Here is a 14,796-nt window from a genome sequence, read left to right as displayed (position 1 = left end):
CAGTCGTGGCCTAGCCTCAATAGAGCTGGGGCTCTCTACATGTTCGACTCCTGACTAAAGGCGGTTTCCGTCAGCGGAGGATAGCGAAGCGTTTGTCGATTGGGCCGCGCGTTCGCCAGCCAGAACTTGAGCATCCGGTCCAGAAAATGGTTCGATCGGTCCAGAAAATGGATCCCCCTGATTAACCCCCGGCGCCGGCCTTCGACCGACCGGAACCTGCCAGCAGGCCCTGCGTTTTTCAGGCGGCGAGGAGTAATGTCAATGTCAGTTCCATTCGAACCAATCGTCCCGCCGCCAGAGCCCCCCGCTCGATAAACCGCCACCTGAGCCCGAGCCCATACTACCCGGCGTCCGGACTGACTCCGTTTTCCCAGAGACGAGGACGGGCGGCTTGTTAGCTTGCATGGCATGGCCATACTCCTCGGCCTCTGGATATGGTCATCGACGTCCAATCACTCCGGTAATCCCGTTCCCAACAGGCCCTGTCTGAACTTCTCAGTCTGTTCGGCAGTTTCGACCACGATCCCTCGCGCCAAAAACTCCCCGATCGTCAGATCTGGATGATTTCCGCGAACGCTTTTGGCAAGTGCAGCAGCTTCCTGGGAGCGGCCCGCCATCGACAAGCAGGCGATCATTCGGGTGCTGGTATATTTTCCGGGGTTTGGTAGCTGCTTTAGCGCCGCTAGGGCCTGCTCGTAGTCGCCCTTAAAATAGAGAAGATTACCCAAAACTGCGTGATACCAATGAGGCGGGTAGGGGTTGAGCCGCATCCCTTCTTCGACCAAGGGAAGCGCTTCGTCTATACGGTTTCGCCTTGCCAGAAGTCCGCCGAGCTGGACCAATGCATGGGCGTCACTGGAATTGAGCTTATATGCCAGGCGGAATTCTCTTTCGGAGTTGTCAAAATCCTTCAAGTAAAGGTGAGCGAGCCCGAGTACACGATGGGCGCCAGCCTCTCCCTCGTCTAACTTTACGGCATGACGAGCAAGGGCGATCCCGTCGCGAAGTACAGCCTCCGGCGCGTTGGCATAGCCGGCGACCGCTATCCTCGCCAACGCAAGATGAGCGTGTGCCAGTGCAAAGCCTCCGTCGCCGGCAACCGCTGCTTCGAACATCTCCACTGCCTTGACGTTGTCATCCGGCTCGTAGCCTCTGAGATGCACGAGCCCTCGCAGATAATACTCGTAAGCAGCGAGGCTGGCCGGCCGCCGCCGGAGGGACTCTCGATAATCACAGCTTTCGATTTGGCCCACGAGATTTGCGACAATCATTTTCACGATCTCGTCCTGGATGCCGAAAATATCTGCCGCTTGCCGCTGATATTTCTCAGACCAGACCAACCGCTCCGTGTCGGCTTGGATCATCCGCACAGTGATCCGAACCTCGTCTCCCGACCGACGCATGTTGCCTGTCACGAGATAGTTGGCAGCGAGCTTGCGCCCAACTTCCTTTAAACCCTCCGAGCGATCCCGGAACGCAAACGCTGAGGACACCGCAATCACCGACAGGCTCCTGAATCTTGCAAGACCGGATATGATGTCCTCAGTAAAGCCGTCGACGAGGAACTCGTTCGCTGCTTCATCTGCGCTTTGAAAGGGAAGGACGGCGACGACAGTTCGAATTGACTGCTCTATTGTGGGAGTGCGAGGCCAATGCCATGCACGCACCGGCCTGGAAATATTCTTCAGATGTAGCAGTCCTCCATCTACAAACAGCCGCTGCAATTCCTCTGGGAGGATGTCGTGCGTTGCCTCTGAGATGCAGATGCCATCCGGTAATGCATGTTGTTCGAGGCGCGCCGCAACATTCACGCCGTCGCCGAATACATCGTCCTCGGTGATCATGACTTCGGCGTAGTTTATGCCAACCCGAATTCGAAGGGTGTCGGTGCCGCTGGCAGCTACAGCCTCGCTTGCCAACAGATGCTGTACCTGTAACGCCGTCGAGATGGCTACGGCCGGACTTTCGAATATCGAAAGTAGGCCGTCACCCATAACTTTGATTGTCCGACCGCCACCCTTGAGGATTCGAGGCTTGAGGATCTGTTCTTGCAAACGACTAACGCTTGCCAGTGTTCCTTCTTCGTCGGCTTCCATCATGCGCGAATAACCGACAACGTCCGTCGTCAGGATGGCCATCAGTCGTCGGGTGGTGGGCGAAGAGGACATCTGTGACAAATCCCGACTAAACGGCAAGTGCTTCGAATGGAATGTACAGTCTTACGGCACTGATGTCATTCACACGGAGAGATAACGCTCCGCAACCCTCCGTTGACAGAGCGCCGAGACCCGTGCCTGGATCCACCTCCGGGCTGCCTTGCAACGACATGATTCAGAGGCGCCTGCGTGAAAACCCATATGGGAGAGAGCATGCGGAAGTGTTTAGGCCTGCTAACGGCAGGAGTCTTTCTTAGCGCATGTGTTGCACTAACTACACAACTATCCGAAAACGAGCAGGAATCGAGCCGAAGCGAAAACTACCTGTCGATGTATCGCGCCAAGATCTGCTATGAAGCCAGCGAGCCTATGATTGGGCTCGCTCTCCGAGCCTTTTTCATGACATCGATAATTTGCCGGTGCGCGACAAGCACAGGCCAAATCAATTGAAGCGACATGGCTTTCCACCTAATTGAAACCTTTCCATTTTCCATGAGACGTTTTTTGAAAAGCGGCACGAAACGGGGCGGTCGAACTGCCGCCGCCGTTCTGATGATTGTTGCTTGTGCCAATCCGTCTTTTTCGCAATCTCCTGTCCCGGCCGATAAAGCGCCGGAACAGGCGCAGGCGTCAGCTCAACCGGCGCCGGCCATAACATCTCAAAAGTTCGACGACTGGTATTATCGCTGCACCGGCGCTGCGGCATGCGAAGTCGCGCAGGTTGCACAAGTCGCCAAGGACGGCAAGAACGTCAATGTGCTTACGCTGGCGATATCAACTGCGCCAGCCGCTTCCCAGGGCAAGGGTGAGAAGGGCAAGCTGCGGCTGATGCTGACGGCCCTTCTGCCGCTCAACGTCTTCCTGCCTTCGGGCCTGGCGATCAAGGCCGACGGCAAACCAGTCGTCAAGCTCGACTACCGCAATTGCAACGAGGCTGGATGCTGGGCGCAACTGGCGCTGGATACGAAGACGACGACGGCCTTGAAGAAGGGCGCGACCGCCGAAGGGCTGGTGCGGCTGATGAACGGCCAAGACGTCAATATTCGCTTTTCGCTGAAAGGGCTGAAGCCGGCCCTTGACGAGCTCCAGTCCATTTCAGTGAAGTAGCCGAATTTCAAAATGACCGCAGAAATTCGATCCGTCCTGGTCGCCGGCATCATCTTCGGCATGAGCATCGCGCCCGCCTTCGCGCAGTCGCCGGCCGATGACTTCAACCGCCGCCAGGAAGAACAGGCGCAAAAGCAGCGGCTGGATGCGCTTCGCCAGACAACGCCGGGCGGCGGCGCGGAGACGGAAAGCAGGCCTTTGCCCGCCGGCCAGGGCAAAGGCGCCTGCTTCGATATCACCCGTATCGAGATCGAAGGGGCGAACCTGCTGTCGCCGAGCGAACTCGGCAAAGTGACGGCGCCTTACCGCAACGCGCGCGTCCAACGGATGCGACTGGGTAGAGGTGCCGAATGACAACATCCCGAGGACGAAACCGAAGTGACTTGACGGCCGCTTATCCGGTGCATCCATGGCGATTGTCCCAACTGCCCGTCGGTGCGATTTGTTCCTAGGGGTCAAACTCGTTTGGTGCGCTCCGAACGCAGTCCACCGGCGGAAACGCAGCAGCACAGGCGCAGTCAACCTGGTGTTGGCCCTCGAGTCTGATTGACCGACACCCTTAGTGGTGCGGATTCCATCTAGTTCCGGAAGCTGATATCGGCAACAAAAGACGTCCCAATTTGGAGACGGGCGCCAGTCTTGTCGCCTGCTAGCGTCGTCCGTTTTTGCAGTTCGTCGAGTGCCGTTATTCGCTCCTGGATCGGATCGTCGGTGAGCGGAAATTCTCTCAACTGGTCGAGGAACGAGGTCCCCACGCCGTAGCGAACGATGAGGCTGCTCACCGTTCGATGTCCCACGTTCAATGGCGTAGGAAGGGAGATTTCGACCTTTCGTCCCCGGTAGTATTCGCCTTCAGCGATGAAACGGTCTCGGTCGCCGCGATGTTTAAGCTCATATTCTGCCCGGTCGCGTTTTTCTTCGACGGTCGCGAGCCGGTCGGTCTCATGTCGCCCGACCGTCGGCCTCGAGGCAGGTGACACGCCTGTGGGGGCAGAGACCGCTGAAGAGGCCTGCGGAAAGCCCGCTAGGCGAAGAGCGCGCGCTGTCGCCGCACGTGCGATGGCGTCGTCCGCAAAAACCATGTCATCTGCCCTGACTTCAAATGGCTCTTCCGGTTCTGGATCGATCAGGTGCAGGCTGCTCTGTACTCCACCATTCTCGACGCCGATGAACAGGCCGCTTGCGAGGCGTTGTCCGGTATAACCATGAGGAAAGACTATCGTGCGCTTTTGCGCCACTGCGCCCGTCGGCGTCCGGCCACCGCTCCCGAGCTGATGCGCTCGGTATGCACCGGAGGTCTGTGTGCCTTTGCATTCCAGCACGTGCCATACGCCGCTTGCGTCGCGCGCGACGAAATCCGGGGACTTTCCTGGCCCGCGCTTTTTGGGGGTCGTCGGCTGGACGCCTACTTGGGTCGCCATTCGTTGGATAAAATACCGCCCGTCTGCGACATGCGTCAGGTTCAGCTTTTCAATCAGCCATGCGATCGGCGCTCCCATTCCGAAATCATCGCTGAGAATTGTCTTTTGATGCGCGTCGAGTTCATGGAACGCGCGGGTAAGCAGAAGTTCTGGGCTCCCGGAAACCGCATGCAAGTATCGCACCCACGCCCAGAATTCGCTGAGAGAGACGCCGGACGCGTGCGACGGTGTGGTGAGATATCCGATCGTGAGCAGGAGGGCAGGGACACTAACATCCCAGTTGTCCATCGTCGGATTGAACGCAGCAGGAAACGCGGGAAGGGCTGGAGGCTTTGGCCAAGTATTCCGATCGATAGTGACGCGAAGTGTACGTTCCATTGGTTCCCAAAGTGCAACGAGAGAACGAGTCAGATCCGCTTGTTATCGCATGCAAGTTTTAAAATGTACTTATCTTGTGAAGCCTAATGAACGGTGCGATCGGCAAGGCCACGACGCCGTGTCCCTGCAATAGGTCGTGCTTCTCAAGCTACGAGAATTCCGGCAAGATGCCTCCGCCGGCGGGTCTGGCATCGGGGGATTGCATGGCATTCTTTCTCGACGAGCCCTTGCAGGATTGCTGCCGTGAGGCGCGACACGACCGACTGCACTCGGCTCTCCCGAATGCGAGGGCGAGCATTTTAGCGCCAATGCTTTTCGAGCTCGTCGCCACGAACGCGCCGGACCGCCTATCGGAGATCACTCAGACGCTGTTCGGCGTGTTTTTTCGACGCGGCTCCGTTCTGGGGACTCTATAATCATTCCGAATGGGGGACCTGCGGTTGGCGGCGCCAAGTGCTCGCCTTCAATGGTGAGCGCGACACGACGCCGTTAGAAATGCCTTACGCACTACTCACGGAGACGTGAGGCAGACTATGGCGTTCGTGGTGGTGCATGAGACTTCCATCAGGGGGCCCGAGAGGTCAGGAGCTTACCAGTGGCTGCGTATCACCACGCGGAGGAGGGCATCAAGCTTAAGCCAGAAGAAGCGCTCGCGTGGGCGAAGGAACTTTCCGTGGATCATAGCCTGCCATATCATGCACATTGGGCAGGATCGAAACCCCGGCCTTGACGAACCGGTCGCTCGCAAGCGTCATAGCAATGGGGCCAGTTCTTGCATTTAAGGCCTGGAGCTGGGTTGACACGGTTCGTGCGGGACGATCCCGTGATCCCGCACCGCCTCTTTGGTATCCATCCCCCGGCGAATTGACGGAGCCATTCTCCTCCGGTTCCGCTATGGAGTGTGCGCACAAAATTCGGATAATACAGGTCACTACTCATCTAGGTTTTAGGACTAAGCCGAAGTGACTAAGATTGTTTTAGTCCATATTCTTTGTTTTTCTTTTTGGGTAGTGTAAATACATTGATGCACGACTTGGGGTAGCAGCGACTATAGTGGGGGGCTGCCATGGCATCGCAGTGCTGGATCAATCTCGGGGCCGATGGAACCTTCGCTTCGAGCGGTCAGCTCAGGAGCACGCCCGATGATGTCGTGTATCTGCTCCGGGATGCCCTGGAAGGCGCGACGCGGCTAGTCCTATTTTTCCACGGCGGTCTCGTCAACGAAGCCTCGGGTCTCGCAAGCGCTGAGCGGATGGCAGACAATTATGGAGCGACCGCCGCATCGCTCGGCGTCGTCTGGGAAACCGGCCTCGGCGAGACCGTCCGCGACAATCTGCGCGGGCTTACCGAATCCGAGGTGTTCAAAAAGGCCCTGTCGTGGGTTTTGGCAAAGGCCGCAGCCGGCGACAACGAAGGCGCCAAAGGTGCAGCGGGCGGCGAGCTTACTGCGGTCGAAATCGAAGCGATGCTCAACACGCCCGAAGGCGCGGCAGCGCTCGATGCGGCGTTTTCTATCCAAGCGGACGTGGCCCAGCGGGTCGTAACTGCCAAGGGCGGCGGCCTCGACGATCTCGACGCCGAGGCGATCGCTCGCGACCTCGAATATGACTTTGCGAGCGACCGGTCGCTGCCCGACCTGATCGATCAAGCGGGCCCTACCGATCCGCTTCGTCGTAAACTCGATCTCGAGGACGGCGCCAGAGGCGTGACCGTCACCGGGCTCGCCCTGTTCATCGCGAAGGTGATCGTCGCTGTCGTCCGCCGCTACCGCGCCAAAACCGCGCATGACGCGCTGCCGACGGCTGTCGAGGAGCTGCTGCGCGCCGCCTATCTCGCCGATGTCGGAAAGTTCGCCTGGGACGCGATGAAGACCAAGGCGCAGCGTATGTGGATCGATGATGGCGAGAGTCCTGACATCGACGCTCACGGCGGCGGCTATATTCTGCGGCGGCTCGAAGTGCTGCAAAAGGCCCGTCCCGACATGATCATCGACGTGGTCGGTCACAGTGCTGGCTCTATCGCTATCTGCGAAATGCTGGCTGCGATCGAGGCCAGCAAACGCCGCATCCGCTTGCGTAACATTCTATTCCTTGCGCCCGCCGTCCGGTTCGACCTCTTTGCTCGCTGGATCCCGCGCGGGCCGCAAATCTTCAAGCAGTTCCGCATGTTCACGATGACCGACGCGGCCGAAAAGGCCGATCGGATCGGAGGTGCCCTCTACCCGAGATCGCTGCTCTACATTGTCTCTGGTTGCTTCGAGGATAGACCCGACGCCGCCATTCTCGGCATGGATCGCTTCCTGCGACAGGCGGGAACCTCGGCCGGGCAAGACTACGATGATGTGCGCCGCTGGCTGCTCGAGGACAACCGCTTGGTTTATTCGCCGAGCGCCGCCGGTGTCGGTGATGGGCTTCAGACAAGCGCGCATAAGCATGGGGCGTTCGACGACGATGCAGCGACTTTAGCCAGTCTCCTTTTTCTGGCGGGAGCAATATCATGACGCACGCGCCGGACGACTATGCACTTGTCATCGGCATCAACGACTACCCGCGATGGAACAATGGCGCTAAGTCCCTCAAGGGTTCGGTCAAAGACGCCCAGGATTTCCACGAGTGGCTGGTCGCGGACGCGGGCGGCGGTCTCTCCAGGAACAATGTCAAGCTGATCTTGTCTTCGGGTGCGCCCCTAGCCCCCCGCCAGTTTGCCATTGACGACGCATTCCGTGAAATCCGGGAGCAATCGGAAGGCAAGACCCGCCGACGCTTCTATTTTTACTTCTCTGGGCACGGCCATAGTCGCGCAGGCTCGTGGCAGCAGCAATCGCTGTGTCTGGCCAACTGGTCGCCGGTCGACGCTGGTGCGGCGCTCCATCTCGAAAGCTACATCAAGGCCTCGATTGGCTGCCTCAAATTTGCTGAAGCGGTTTTCTTTCTCGACTGCTGCCGCGTCCGAGCCATCGTGCCGCTGGGCCAGCAAAGCGAATTGGAATGTGGAGATCCCGATGCAAAGAACCGCTATTCGGCTGTCCTCTTCGGCAGTGACCAATATGAACCCACTTACGAAGGCGAGGTCGAAGAGGAAATCCGTGGTTATTTCACCTCCGGTTTGCTAAAGGTCCTCAAAGAAGGGACAATCGAACTTGGCGATCTCCTCAAGCGGCTAAAAGTCATCGTCCCAGAGCTGGCGAAACCAAAGGACCAGACGGTTCGCGCGATTCCCGCCGACACTGAGATTTATCTCGGCCCACCGGGATCCAGGCCGCCGGCGCCGAATTATGCGACCGACGACGGCACGCATGTCAAAATCTCGGTCATTTCCAATCTCATCGGCAGAAACTCCAAAGAGGACGATTCGCCGCCGCCGCTCGTCGGCGATATCTCGGTTCTACGCGACGATCTGCTCATCCGCCGCGGCCTGGGCTCTCTGACGACAAAGTTGCCTCCTGGCCGCTATCAGGTCCGGATAGATCACGCGGAAGCCTCGGTGACCCACGATCTCGATGTTGCGGGCAGGCGTGTGAATCGCGACTTCGTTCTTCCGCGCCGTGCCTCGGCGACACTACTGTCGAGCACAGTCGACAAGCATGAATGGCTGACTGATCCAGTAGTCAAGGCCAGCAAATGGGATGCGTCGAAGGGTGGTCAGGCGATTTTCGTTTCACTGCGTTCACGGCAACCAGCCGGGTCTCCGGAAATCCTCGGGTCCTTGGATCTCGAAGACCCCTTCAATCGTCGTCGTAAGCTGTATGACGCGCACTCATTGCACCATGTTCCCCTAGGCATGGCGCGACTGGTCTATCACGATCGCCGGGGCACGGCATCGTTCCTGCCAATTCCGATCGCCAAAGATTGGGATACCCATGTCTTTGTCCTAGTCAGCGAAGGCAAGCCGAGCCTAGAAACGGCTTCGGTCTCGATGCGACCGGCTGGCGCAGGCTTCGATCCGTCCGATGCCCTGATCGACGCATACGAGCGCGCTATCGGCGATCTCGTTACCGGCGGACCGGGCCCCGATCCCGCTACACTGGACGCGCTACTGTGGGGCAAGTATCGCAACCCGCTATTTGGATTGCTCGGCGCGCACTTCTTGATTCGGGACTTAAGGCGTCACGCAGTCCCGGATCCCTATTTGCTTGAGCGCTTATCGATCGTTGCGGACAACCTTGGAAATCTTCTCGGCGTCACCGCGCCCGATGTCGTAGCTCTGCGCCTTTGGAAACAACTCATCCTGAACCAGCAGCCGAGCGAACGGCCGACGCATGATTTGCCGCTCTTCAATGTCGGCTTTCAGGCGTTCATCGAGGCTACCGCGCAATCCGATAGTGCTCCGCTGCATTGGTTCGACGACGTCGCACTTGGCCTGGATGCGAATTCGCCCTGGACGCATTGGAGTCAGGACTACATGATCGAGAGCCCCAGTGGTTCCCATAGCTATCCAACGGCAACGTCTGTATTTCAGGTCAGGAGCACCGCTCTTACAAGGATCAGGGCGATCGAGAAGCTTTGGCGCGATGAAGGCTTTGTCGTAGAAGCCACGCAGGTTGATGAGCGCCGGTCTCTGCGCGCAACCCGAACTGGCGGCGACGATAGTTTCGGCTTGATGCATCAAGCAAATACGATCCTTCGCGTGCCTGAATGGTTAGTTAGCTATATGCGCGATGCGATTGATCGGAGCGAGCGCAGGAAAGAAAGTATCAATTTTGCTCGGCTTGTCCGACGCACCATGTTGCCCTTGAACGTCCTCATGACGGCAAAGTTTCTCGCCGAGCAGGATGACGGGGACCAAGCGATCGAGCGATCCACCGAAGCAGCTCCCGCGCTAACCAGAATTCCCACAGATGAGCAGGGCAAGGCCGAGGACGACGGTGAAATGGCGGCCGAGGCCGAATAAGCGATGCGGGCTCGTGACCAGTGCCGGTGACCAGTTTGCTGCCGGCAGCTCGCGAGAGGGTAGCGAGCTCTACCGTGTTTCCCCAGCGGAATGTGTGAGCCTGGGAACTGGCGACAGGGATGCTCCTGAGCGAAGATGGCTTATTGCAACTGACGATTAAAATTCGGGAGATCATCCGGCGATGGGGGATTTCCGAAAACTCTACGTCGTATGATCGAGGGCATCCAGCGTTCTCGCGGTAGCTGTTCGATCACCGAGCCAGGTATTGGGTCTAGCCGTTGTATCGGGTTGGTGGAAAGCGATCGCGCCGACAGATGTAACGATGTCACAGGGCAGTCTACGAGGAGCCTACCCAGGTGCTCGAAAACCGCTGGGTCTGCAATGTCCGTCGCAAGGGCGACATGTTGGACTCGGGTGACGGCAACGGCCCTCGATATCATTGCTGCGAGCGGCTCGGCTCGAGTGACGTCTTTTCTGATGACCACGAGGTCTTCGATCCTGTCCCCAGGCTCGTCTTCATATTCCTGATAGATTTGAGCAATTCGAACGGGATCGGGCGCCCAGATGATCTTCTCGTCTAACCAGTAGCACATGAGCGCGATGTCATCGTAGTCGTCCCGCTCGTCTCCGTCCATCCAATCATCGATCATGTCGCCATCTCGGTTCTCAAAGACCAGAGCGGTCGCAGGACCGAGATGCAGGCTCGAGAATATCAAGGATTCGCCCTGCTGGATTGCGAGCTTTGGCATCCGTCCCTCAGCCATGATTGAACCTTTCAATGATATTGTGCACGACCATGGGATCCGTTGGCCACGCATCGAGCAAATAGTTTTCAAATTCGCTCCACGTTGCCGAGCCAACCTGGAAGAAAAATAGTCCGCTGAGTTTGTTGATCTTAAAGCGCAAGACGTCGCGCTCGTCTTTGAGTATCAACCCGATGGACTCGAAGAACGTTGCCAACGCATGGCTGACACCGATCGGAGTTGTAGAATGCACTCGGTTCACCGCCATATACCGCCACTGCGTGTTAATGCTTTTCACGGTCGCGTCGCGGTGAAGGTGGTACCAGGCCCCATATAGAAGGGCGCGCAGGGTGATCAGAAGGTACGAGTCCGAGAGATCGGGCAGTGCTGCAATGATGAGCTCGTAGTCTTCAAATCGGCTCTCCTCGAATCCCATGATGCAGACCGGAATGCCATGTGCGCGTTGTTGCACGTTCCTGTCGTCCGCGAGCTCGTTGTGAAGAACGAGATTGATCGTGCCCTGAAGGTGGTTTCGGAGGATCACTTGCTGCTGGCGTACTATGTTGTACTTGAGCGCCGTCGTACAGCGTTGCGTGCTCCCGCTCTTCAATTCGAAATAGTCGGCCCCCTGAGATTTTCGAAGAATGACCAAGTCATCGATAAAACCCAACGGCTGGGACTTGAATCGGACATCGCGACCGGATTTTCTAGCTCTCAGGCTCCTGCGAATCTCGCGGAGGATCGCGTTCATCGTGAAAGCCTTCTCGAACGCGTGGCCGTTGTCGTTCGCATCTCCACCAGTTCTACGCTTCCGTGCCTTCTTCGCGCCTTTAGCGCCTAGAGCCTTTATTATGTGGTGGTTCGTGATGTCGGTCATAAGTAGGTCCGTTTTTTGTACACCTTCATGACGCAATTTTGCGAAAGAGCGGTTACCAGCAACGCGAAAAAATGAGTCACCAGGATTTTCTTCTCGACCTGACGTCAAAGTTGCCCCGGTCGTACATCGGCCGGGAAGGGCGTTGCCACAAGATCGGCAGACCGGCAGGACATCGTTGCAAATGCTGGACATGCTCGCACCGACCACACCTGATCATCTCGGCCACGTATGCCCAGCAAACTGCCGCTGCAATCCCTACACTCGCGAGTATCTTTGCGTCGAGTTCTCACACTACTTGGAAGAGTGGGGGCGACACGGACAACCTGTCGTCCAAACGGTGATCTTCCAGCACTGCCCTAGAGGCGCTGGCGTCCAACACGATCTGGTGTGAAATCCGGAATGTGGATTTGGTGCGGTTCATCAATCCCACGACGAGTGAGTGGCCATTGCGTGCTGCCACCACCGGATGCATAGTCTTGGCTTTGCGCTGGGGGTGCTCAAGATGATCTTGCGATCTAAATCACTTGCATTGTTTGCCGTGTTCAGTTTTGCGACTGCCGTTGTTGCCCAAGAAGACGGCGCACCGCGGTATCAGGACGTCGAAGGAGAGGAAATCTTCGGTCCTGACTATCAGCCGCAGGCGGCGCCGGAGAAGGGCTTGCCGCTGTACATCGGTCGCCCGAATGCCGGCATCTCGGCTCCTGATAGCCTTCTCTTGCTGCCGCAGGATTCGTTTCGGCCGATGAGTGGGACTTGGTCGCTGCCTAACGAAGATCTGCAACGTCAGCTTCCGAGCGAGGTACCGTTGCTGCGAGACGTCCGAAGAGGCTTTCAGACTTGGCAGGTGCCGAGATTGAATCCCAACCGTGGGCTTCCGGCGCCGCCGGCGGACCTAGGTGCGGAGATGAAGGTGCATTATGTTTATGTGGGCCAAGGTGCGGGCGCTATCATAGAGCTGCCATGCGGCGTCGCCGCAGTGGACCTCGGTGGAGAGTTCGGCGGTGGTTCGGGATCCGTCGACGGAGGATCGCTGTTTGTAGCCTACCTCAAGGCATTCATGGAGCAGCATCCATCGTACAGCAATACGATCGACGTGGTCTATCTCAGCCATGCTCATGCCGATCATATCAATGGCGCCAAGCAGCTCGCTACAAGCGGAATTGCGATCGACAAGGTCGTCGACAACGGACAGACTTCGACTGAAGGATCGGTCGGAAAGCAGACTGATTTCAGAAACTGGGCGACGGAGGGTGATCTCAAGCACCGGTATAGTGCAGTGGAACTTGCTCGGCAGGTAACCGCAACCGGCGCGACCAATGCAGCTATCGATCCCTTTTCGTGCGCCACGGTTACCGCGTTTTGGGGCGGAGCGAACGAGAAACTCGCTAGCCCTGGCTATTCAAACCCGAACAATCACAGTGTCGTTCTACGATTTGATTTTGGGCAGGCATCATTTCTCTTCATGGGTGATCTCGAAACGAATGCCGCAAAAGACATGCTTGATCAGTTCGACGAGAATACGGAGGTTTTCGATGCCGACGTCCTGCAGCTTGCTCATCATGGTGCGGAGGATGGCATCAACGACAGTCTTCTGAAAATGGTCTCGCCTAGGATTGCGATTCTGTCGATGGGCGACCGGACGTCGAAGGGGCCACAGTCTGGCTGGGGACACGGGCACCCGAGACTAGATAGCCTCTCGATCCTACAGGACGATCCTGTCACGGTCGGTGAAATGAGGTCCTCACCACAGACCTTCTGGGGGTATCCGAAAGAGGAAGTGCCGACGAAGGAGGTCATTATCAATCGGGCGATCTATGGTACCGGATGGGAAGGAACAATCGTCGTTACGGCCACCCAATCTGGGCAATATACCGTGGCGACCGGTCAGGGGCACTGAGCACTCCGCCGAGCCAAGACGCAGGAACTTCGCCGCGCTGTAACCAAACTGCTAAAACGTTACAACGGGAGGCCGTCATCGCACCTTTAAGCTTCGATCCCGAGGTCTATCTCCGCGGCGTTTTTGTTCGCATCGCCGATCAACTGTCCTTTTCCAGAACCGCCTTCTCGCGGCCGATGCCCACCCGGTTGCCGATCAGACCAGAAACGAGGCTGACAAGAAAAACTGCTGCCCACCAGCCGGCGAAGGCCGTGCCGAACACAGCTATCCCGAACGACGGCATGGCGACCGAGGCCAGCAGCAGTCCGCCAAGAGCAAATGACGTAGTCCACTTCTGCTGTGTGGTTCGCCAGGCATGGCGCATGAACAGACGGCGGAGTAGGCGGGCGGCGGCAGCATAGTTTAGCTTCATACTCAGTTGTCGTCTTTCCGGTGTTTGGCAGTGCGGTTGTGCAGCAAGGGGAAACTTTCTCACTTTATAGCGCGCCACTTCCATCTCGCGAATATGGATAGACGAATTGGTTCCAGTGGTATGGATGGCATCGATCGTCAACTCAATCCGGCCGGCGCTAGATCGGCCACCGCGGAAGCCACGAGGACCTATGATCGAATCCGGCTTGAGAGACAGATATGGACATTAGCTGGAATTGCGAGACGAATTTGGACATTCCGGAGCAGGAAGTCGGCAAATGCGAGACGAAGACGCACGTCTGTACAAAGGCGCAACTAAACGCCTGCGCTGACATCTGACTTTTTTATGAGAGCAGGTTGCACGGAATTGTGGGCGCCGCGCTATTTCTAAGGAGCCCACGCACAAGAAGGCCATGCGATCTTCGAAAATGCAGGAACGGAGGGGCGACGATGCAGCAGCTTCGGGAGTTTCTATCGTAGCCGGTTGTCGATTGACGAACTGGCTGCTCGCGCGTCGGAAATCTTCATAGGTGTCTTCTGACATGTTCCAGCGGAAATCTTGTCGGAGCCACATCCCTCAGCTCAAAAGCGCGTCATTCCGAAGGCAAAGGCATATTTCAGAACGGTGCCGCAGGCCCGTGACGTTAGGCGCAAAGCTATCGCGGAGAATCTATCAAACCAAGGGCTCCAGGCGCAAACCTAGGCGGGCTTACCAACCGTAACCCATGTGTCCAGAACGGACCTGGATGGGATGGCGCACCCGACAGGATTCGAACCTGTGACCTTTGGAATCGGAATCCAACACTCTATCCAGCTGAGCTACGGGTGCATGCCTAAGGCGGTTTGAATCGCCTGTCCGATGGGTGGTTCTTAGCCTAGCTTGCGGCCGGCTTCAATCGTGAAATTCTCAGAATCA

General features: G+C 57.5%; 10 protein-coding genes and 1 tRNA gene. 5 read left to right on the top strand and 6 right to left on the bottom strand.

The features are described 5' to 3' along the window. Positions 1-452: 452 nt before the first annotated feature. A complete protein-coding gene (locus tag OLZ32_RS08035; RefSeq protein ID WP_264420475.1) occupies positions 453-2,138 on the bottom strand; it encodes an adenylate/guanylate cyclase domain-containing protein in 1,686 nt (561 codons plus the stop codon). Positions 2,139-2,648: 510 nt separating this feature from the next. Here OLZ32_RS08035 and OLZ32_RS08030 point away from each other — a divergent pair. Both OLZ32_RS08030 and OLZ32_RS08025 read left to right on the top strand, forming a co-directional pair. Then, positions 2,649-3,263 carry an invasion associated locus B family protein gene (locus tag OLZ32_RS08030; protein WP_264420473.1) on the top strand — a complete coding sequence of 205 codons (615 nt, stop codon included), beginning with the start codon at positions 2,649-2,651 and terminating at the stop codon, positions 3,261-3,263. A gap of 12 nt (positions 3,264-3,275) precedes the next feature. Beyond that, a complete protein-coding gene (locus tag OLZ32_RS08025; protein ID WP_264420472.1) occupies positions 3,276-3,617 on the top strand; it encodes a hypothetical protein in 342 nt (113 codons plus the stop codon). A gap of 224 nt (positions 3,618-3,841) precedes the next feature. On the opposite strand, the gene OLZ32_RS08020 is transcribed toward OLZ32_RS08025, so the two are convergent. Then, positions 3,842-5,062, bottom strand: coding sequence for a hypothetical protein (locus tag OLZ32_RS08020; protein ID WP_264420470.1), 1,221 nt, complete (start codon positions 5,060-5,062; stop codon positions 3,842-3,844). A 1,066-nt stretch (positions 5,063-6,128) separates the two neighbouring features. Between OLZ32_RS08020 and OLZ32_RS08015 the strand changes: the two genes are divergently transcribed. Next, complete coding sequence (locus OLZ32_RS08015) at positions 6,129-7,562, top strand: alpha/beta hydrolase family protein (protein ID WP_264420468.1); 1,434 nt, start codon at positions 6,129-6,131, stop codon at positions 7,560-7,562. After that, on the top strand, positions 7,559-9,952 hold the full coding sequence (locus OLZ32_RS08010; RefSeq protein ID WP_264420466.1) for a caspase family protein: 2,394 nt from the start codon (positions 7,559-7,561) through the stop codon (positions 9,950-9,952). The genes OLZ32_RS08015 and OLZ32_RS08010 overlap by 4 nt, the downstream gene beginning before the upstream one ends. 140 nt (positions 9,953-10,092) lie before the next feature. On the opposite strand, the gene OLZ32_RS08005 is transcribed toward OLZ32_RS08010, so the two are convergent. Together OLZ32_RS08005 and OLZ32_RS08000 are read right to left on the bottom strand one after the other, a co-directional pair. Beyond that, on the bottom strand, positions 10,093-10,701 hold the full coding sequence (locus tag OLZ32_RS08005; RefSeq protein WP_264420463.1) for a hypothetical protein: 609 nt from the start codon (positions 10,699-10,701) through the stop codon (positions 10,093-10,095). A 7-nt stretch (positions 10,702-10,708) separates the two neighbouring features. Beyond that, positions 10,709-11,572, bottom strand: coding sequence for a hypothetical protein (locus tag OLZ32_RS08000; protein WP_264420461.1), 864 nt, complete (start codon positions 11,570-11,572; stop codon positions 10,709-10,711). A 439-nt stretch (positions 11,573-12,011) separates the two neighbouring features. On the opposite strand from OLZ32_RS08000, the gene OLZ32_RS07995 reads away from it, so the two are divergent. Beyond that, positions 12,012-13,469 (top strand): ComEC/Rec2 family competence protein, encoded by a 1,458-nt coding sequence (locus OLZ32_RS07995; RefSeq protein WP_264420459.1) that lies wholly within the window; start codon positions 12,012-12,014, stop codon positions 13,467-13,469. A gap of 139 nt (positions 13,470-13,608) precedes the next feature. Here the strand turns inward: OLZ32_RS07995 and OLZ32_RS07990 are convergent, their stop codons facing one another. After that, a complete protein-coding gene (locus tag OLZ32_RS07990) occupies positions 13,609-14,022 on the bottom strand; it encodes a hypothetical protein (RefSeq protein WP_264420457.1) in 414 nt (137 codons plus the stop codon). Between the two features lie 610 nt (positions 14,023-14,632). Next, a tRNA-Arg gene (locus OLZ32_RS07985) sits at positions 14,633-14,709 on the bottom strand. Positions 14,710-14,796: the final 87 nt, after the last annotated feature.

The organism is Rhizobium acaciae (assembly GCF_025941625.1).
In the GTDB taxonomy this organism is placed as follows: Bacteria; Pseudomonadota; Alphaproteobacteria; order Rhizobiales; family Rhizobiaceae; genus Rhizobium; species Rhizobium acaciae.
Note: the sequence above shows the minus strand (reverse complement) of the source record. Positions and strands in the feature narration are given on the sequence as shown.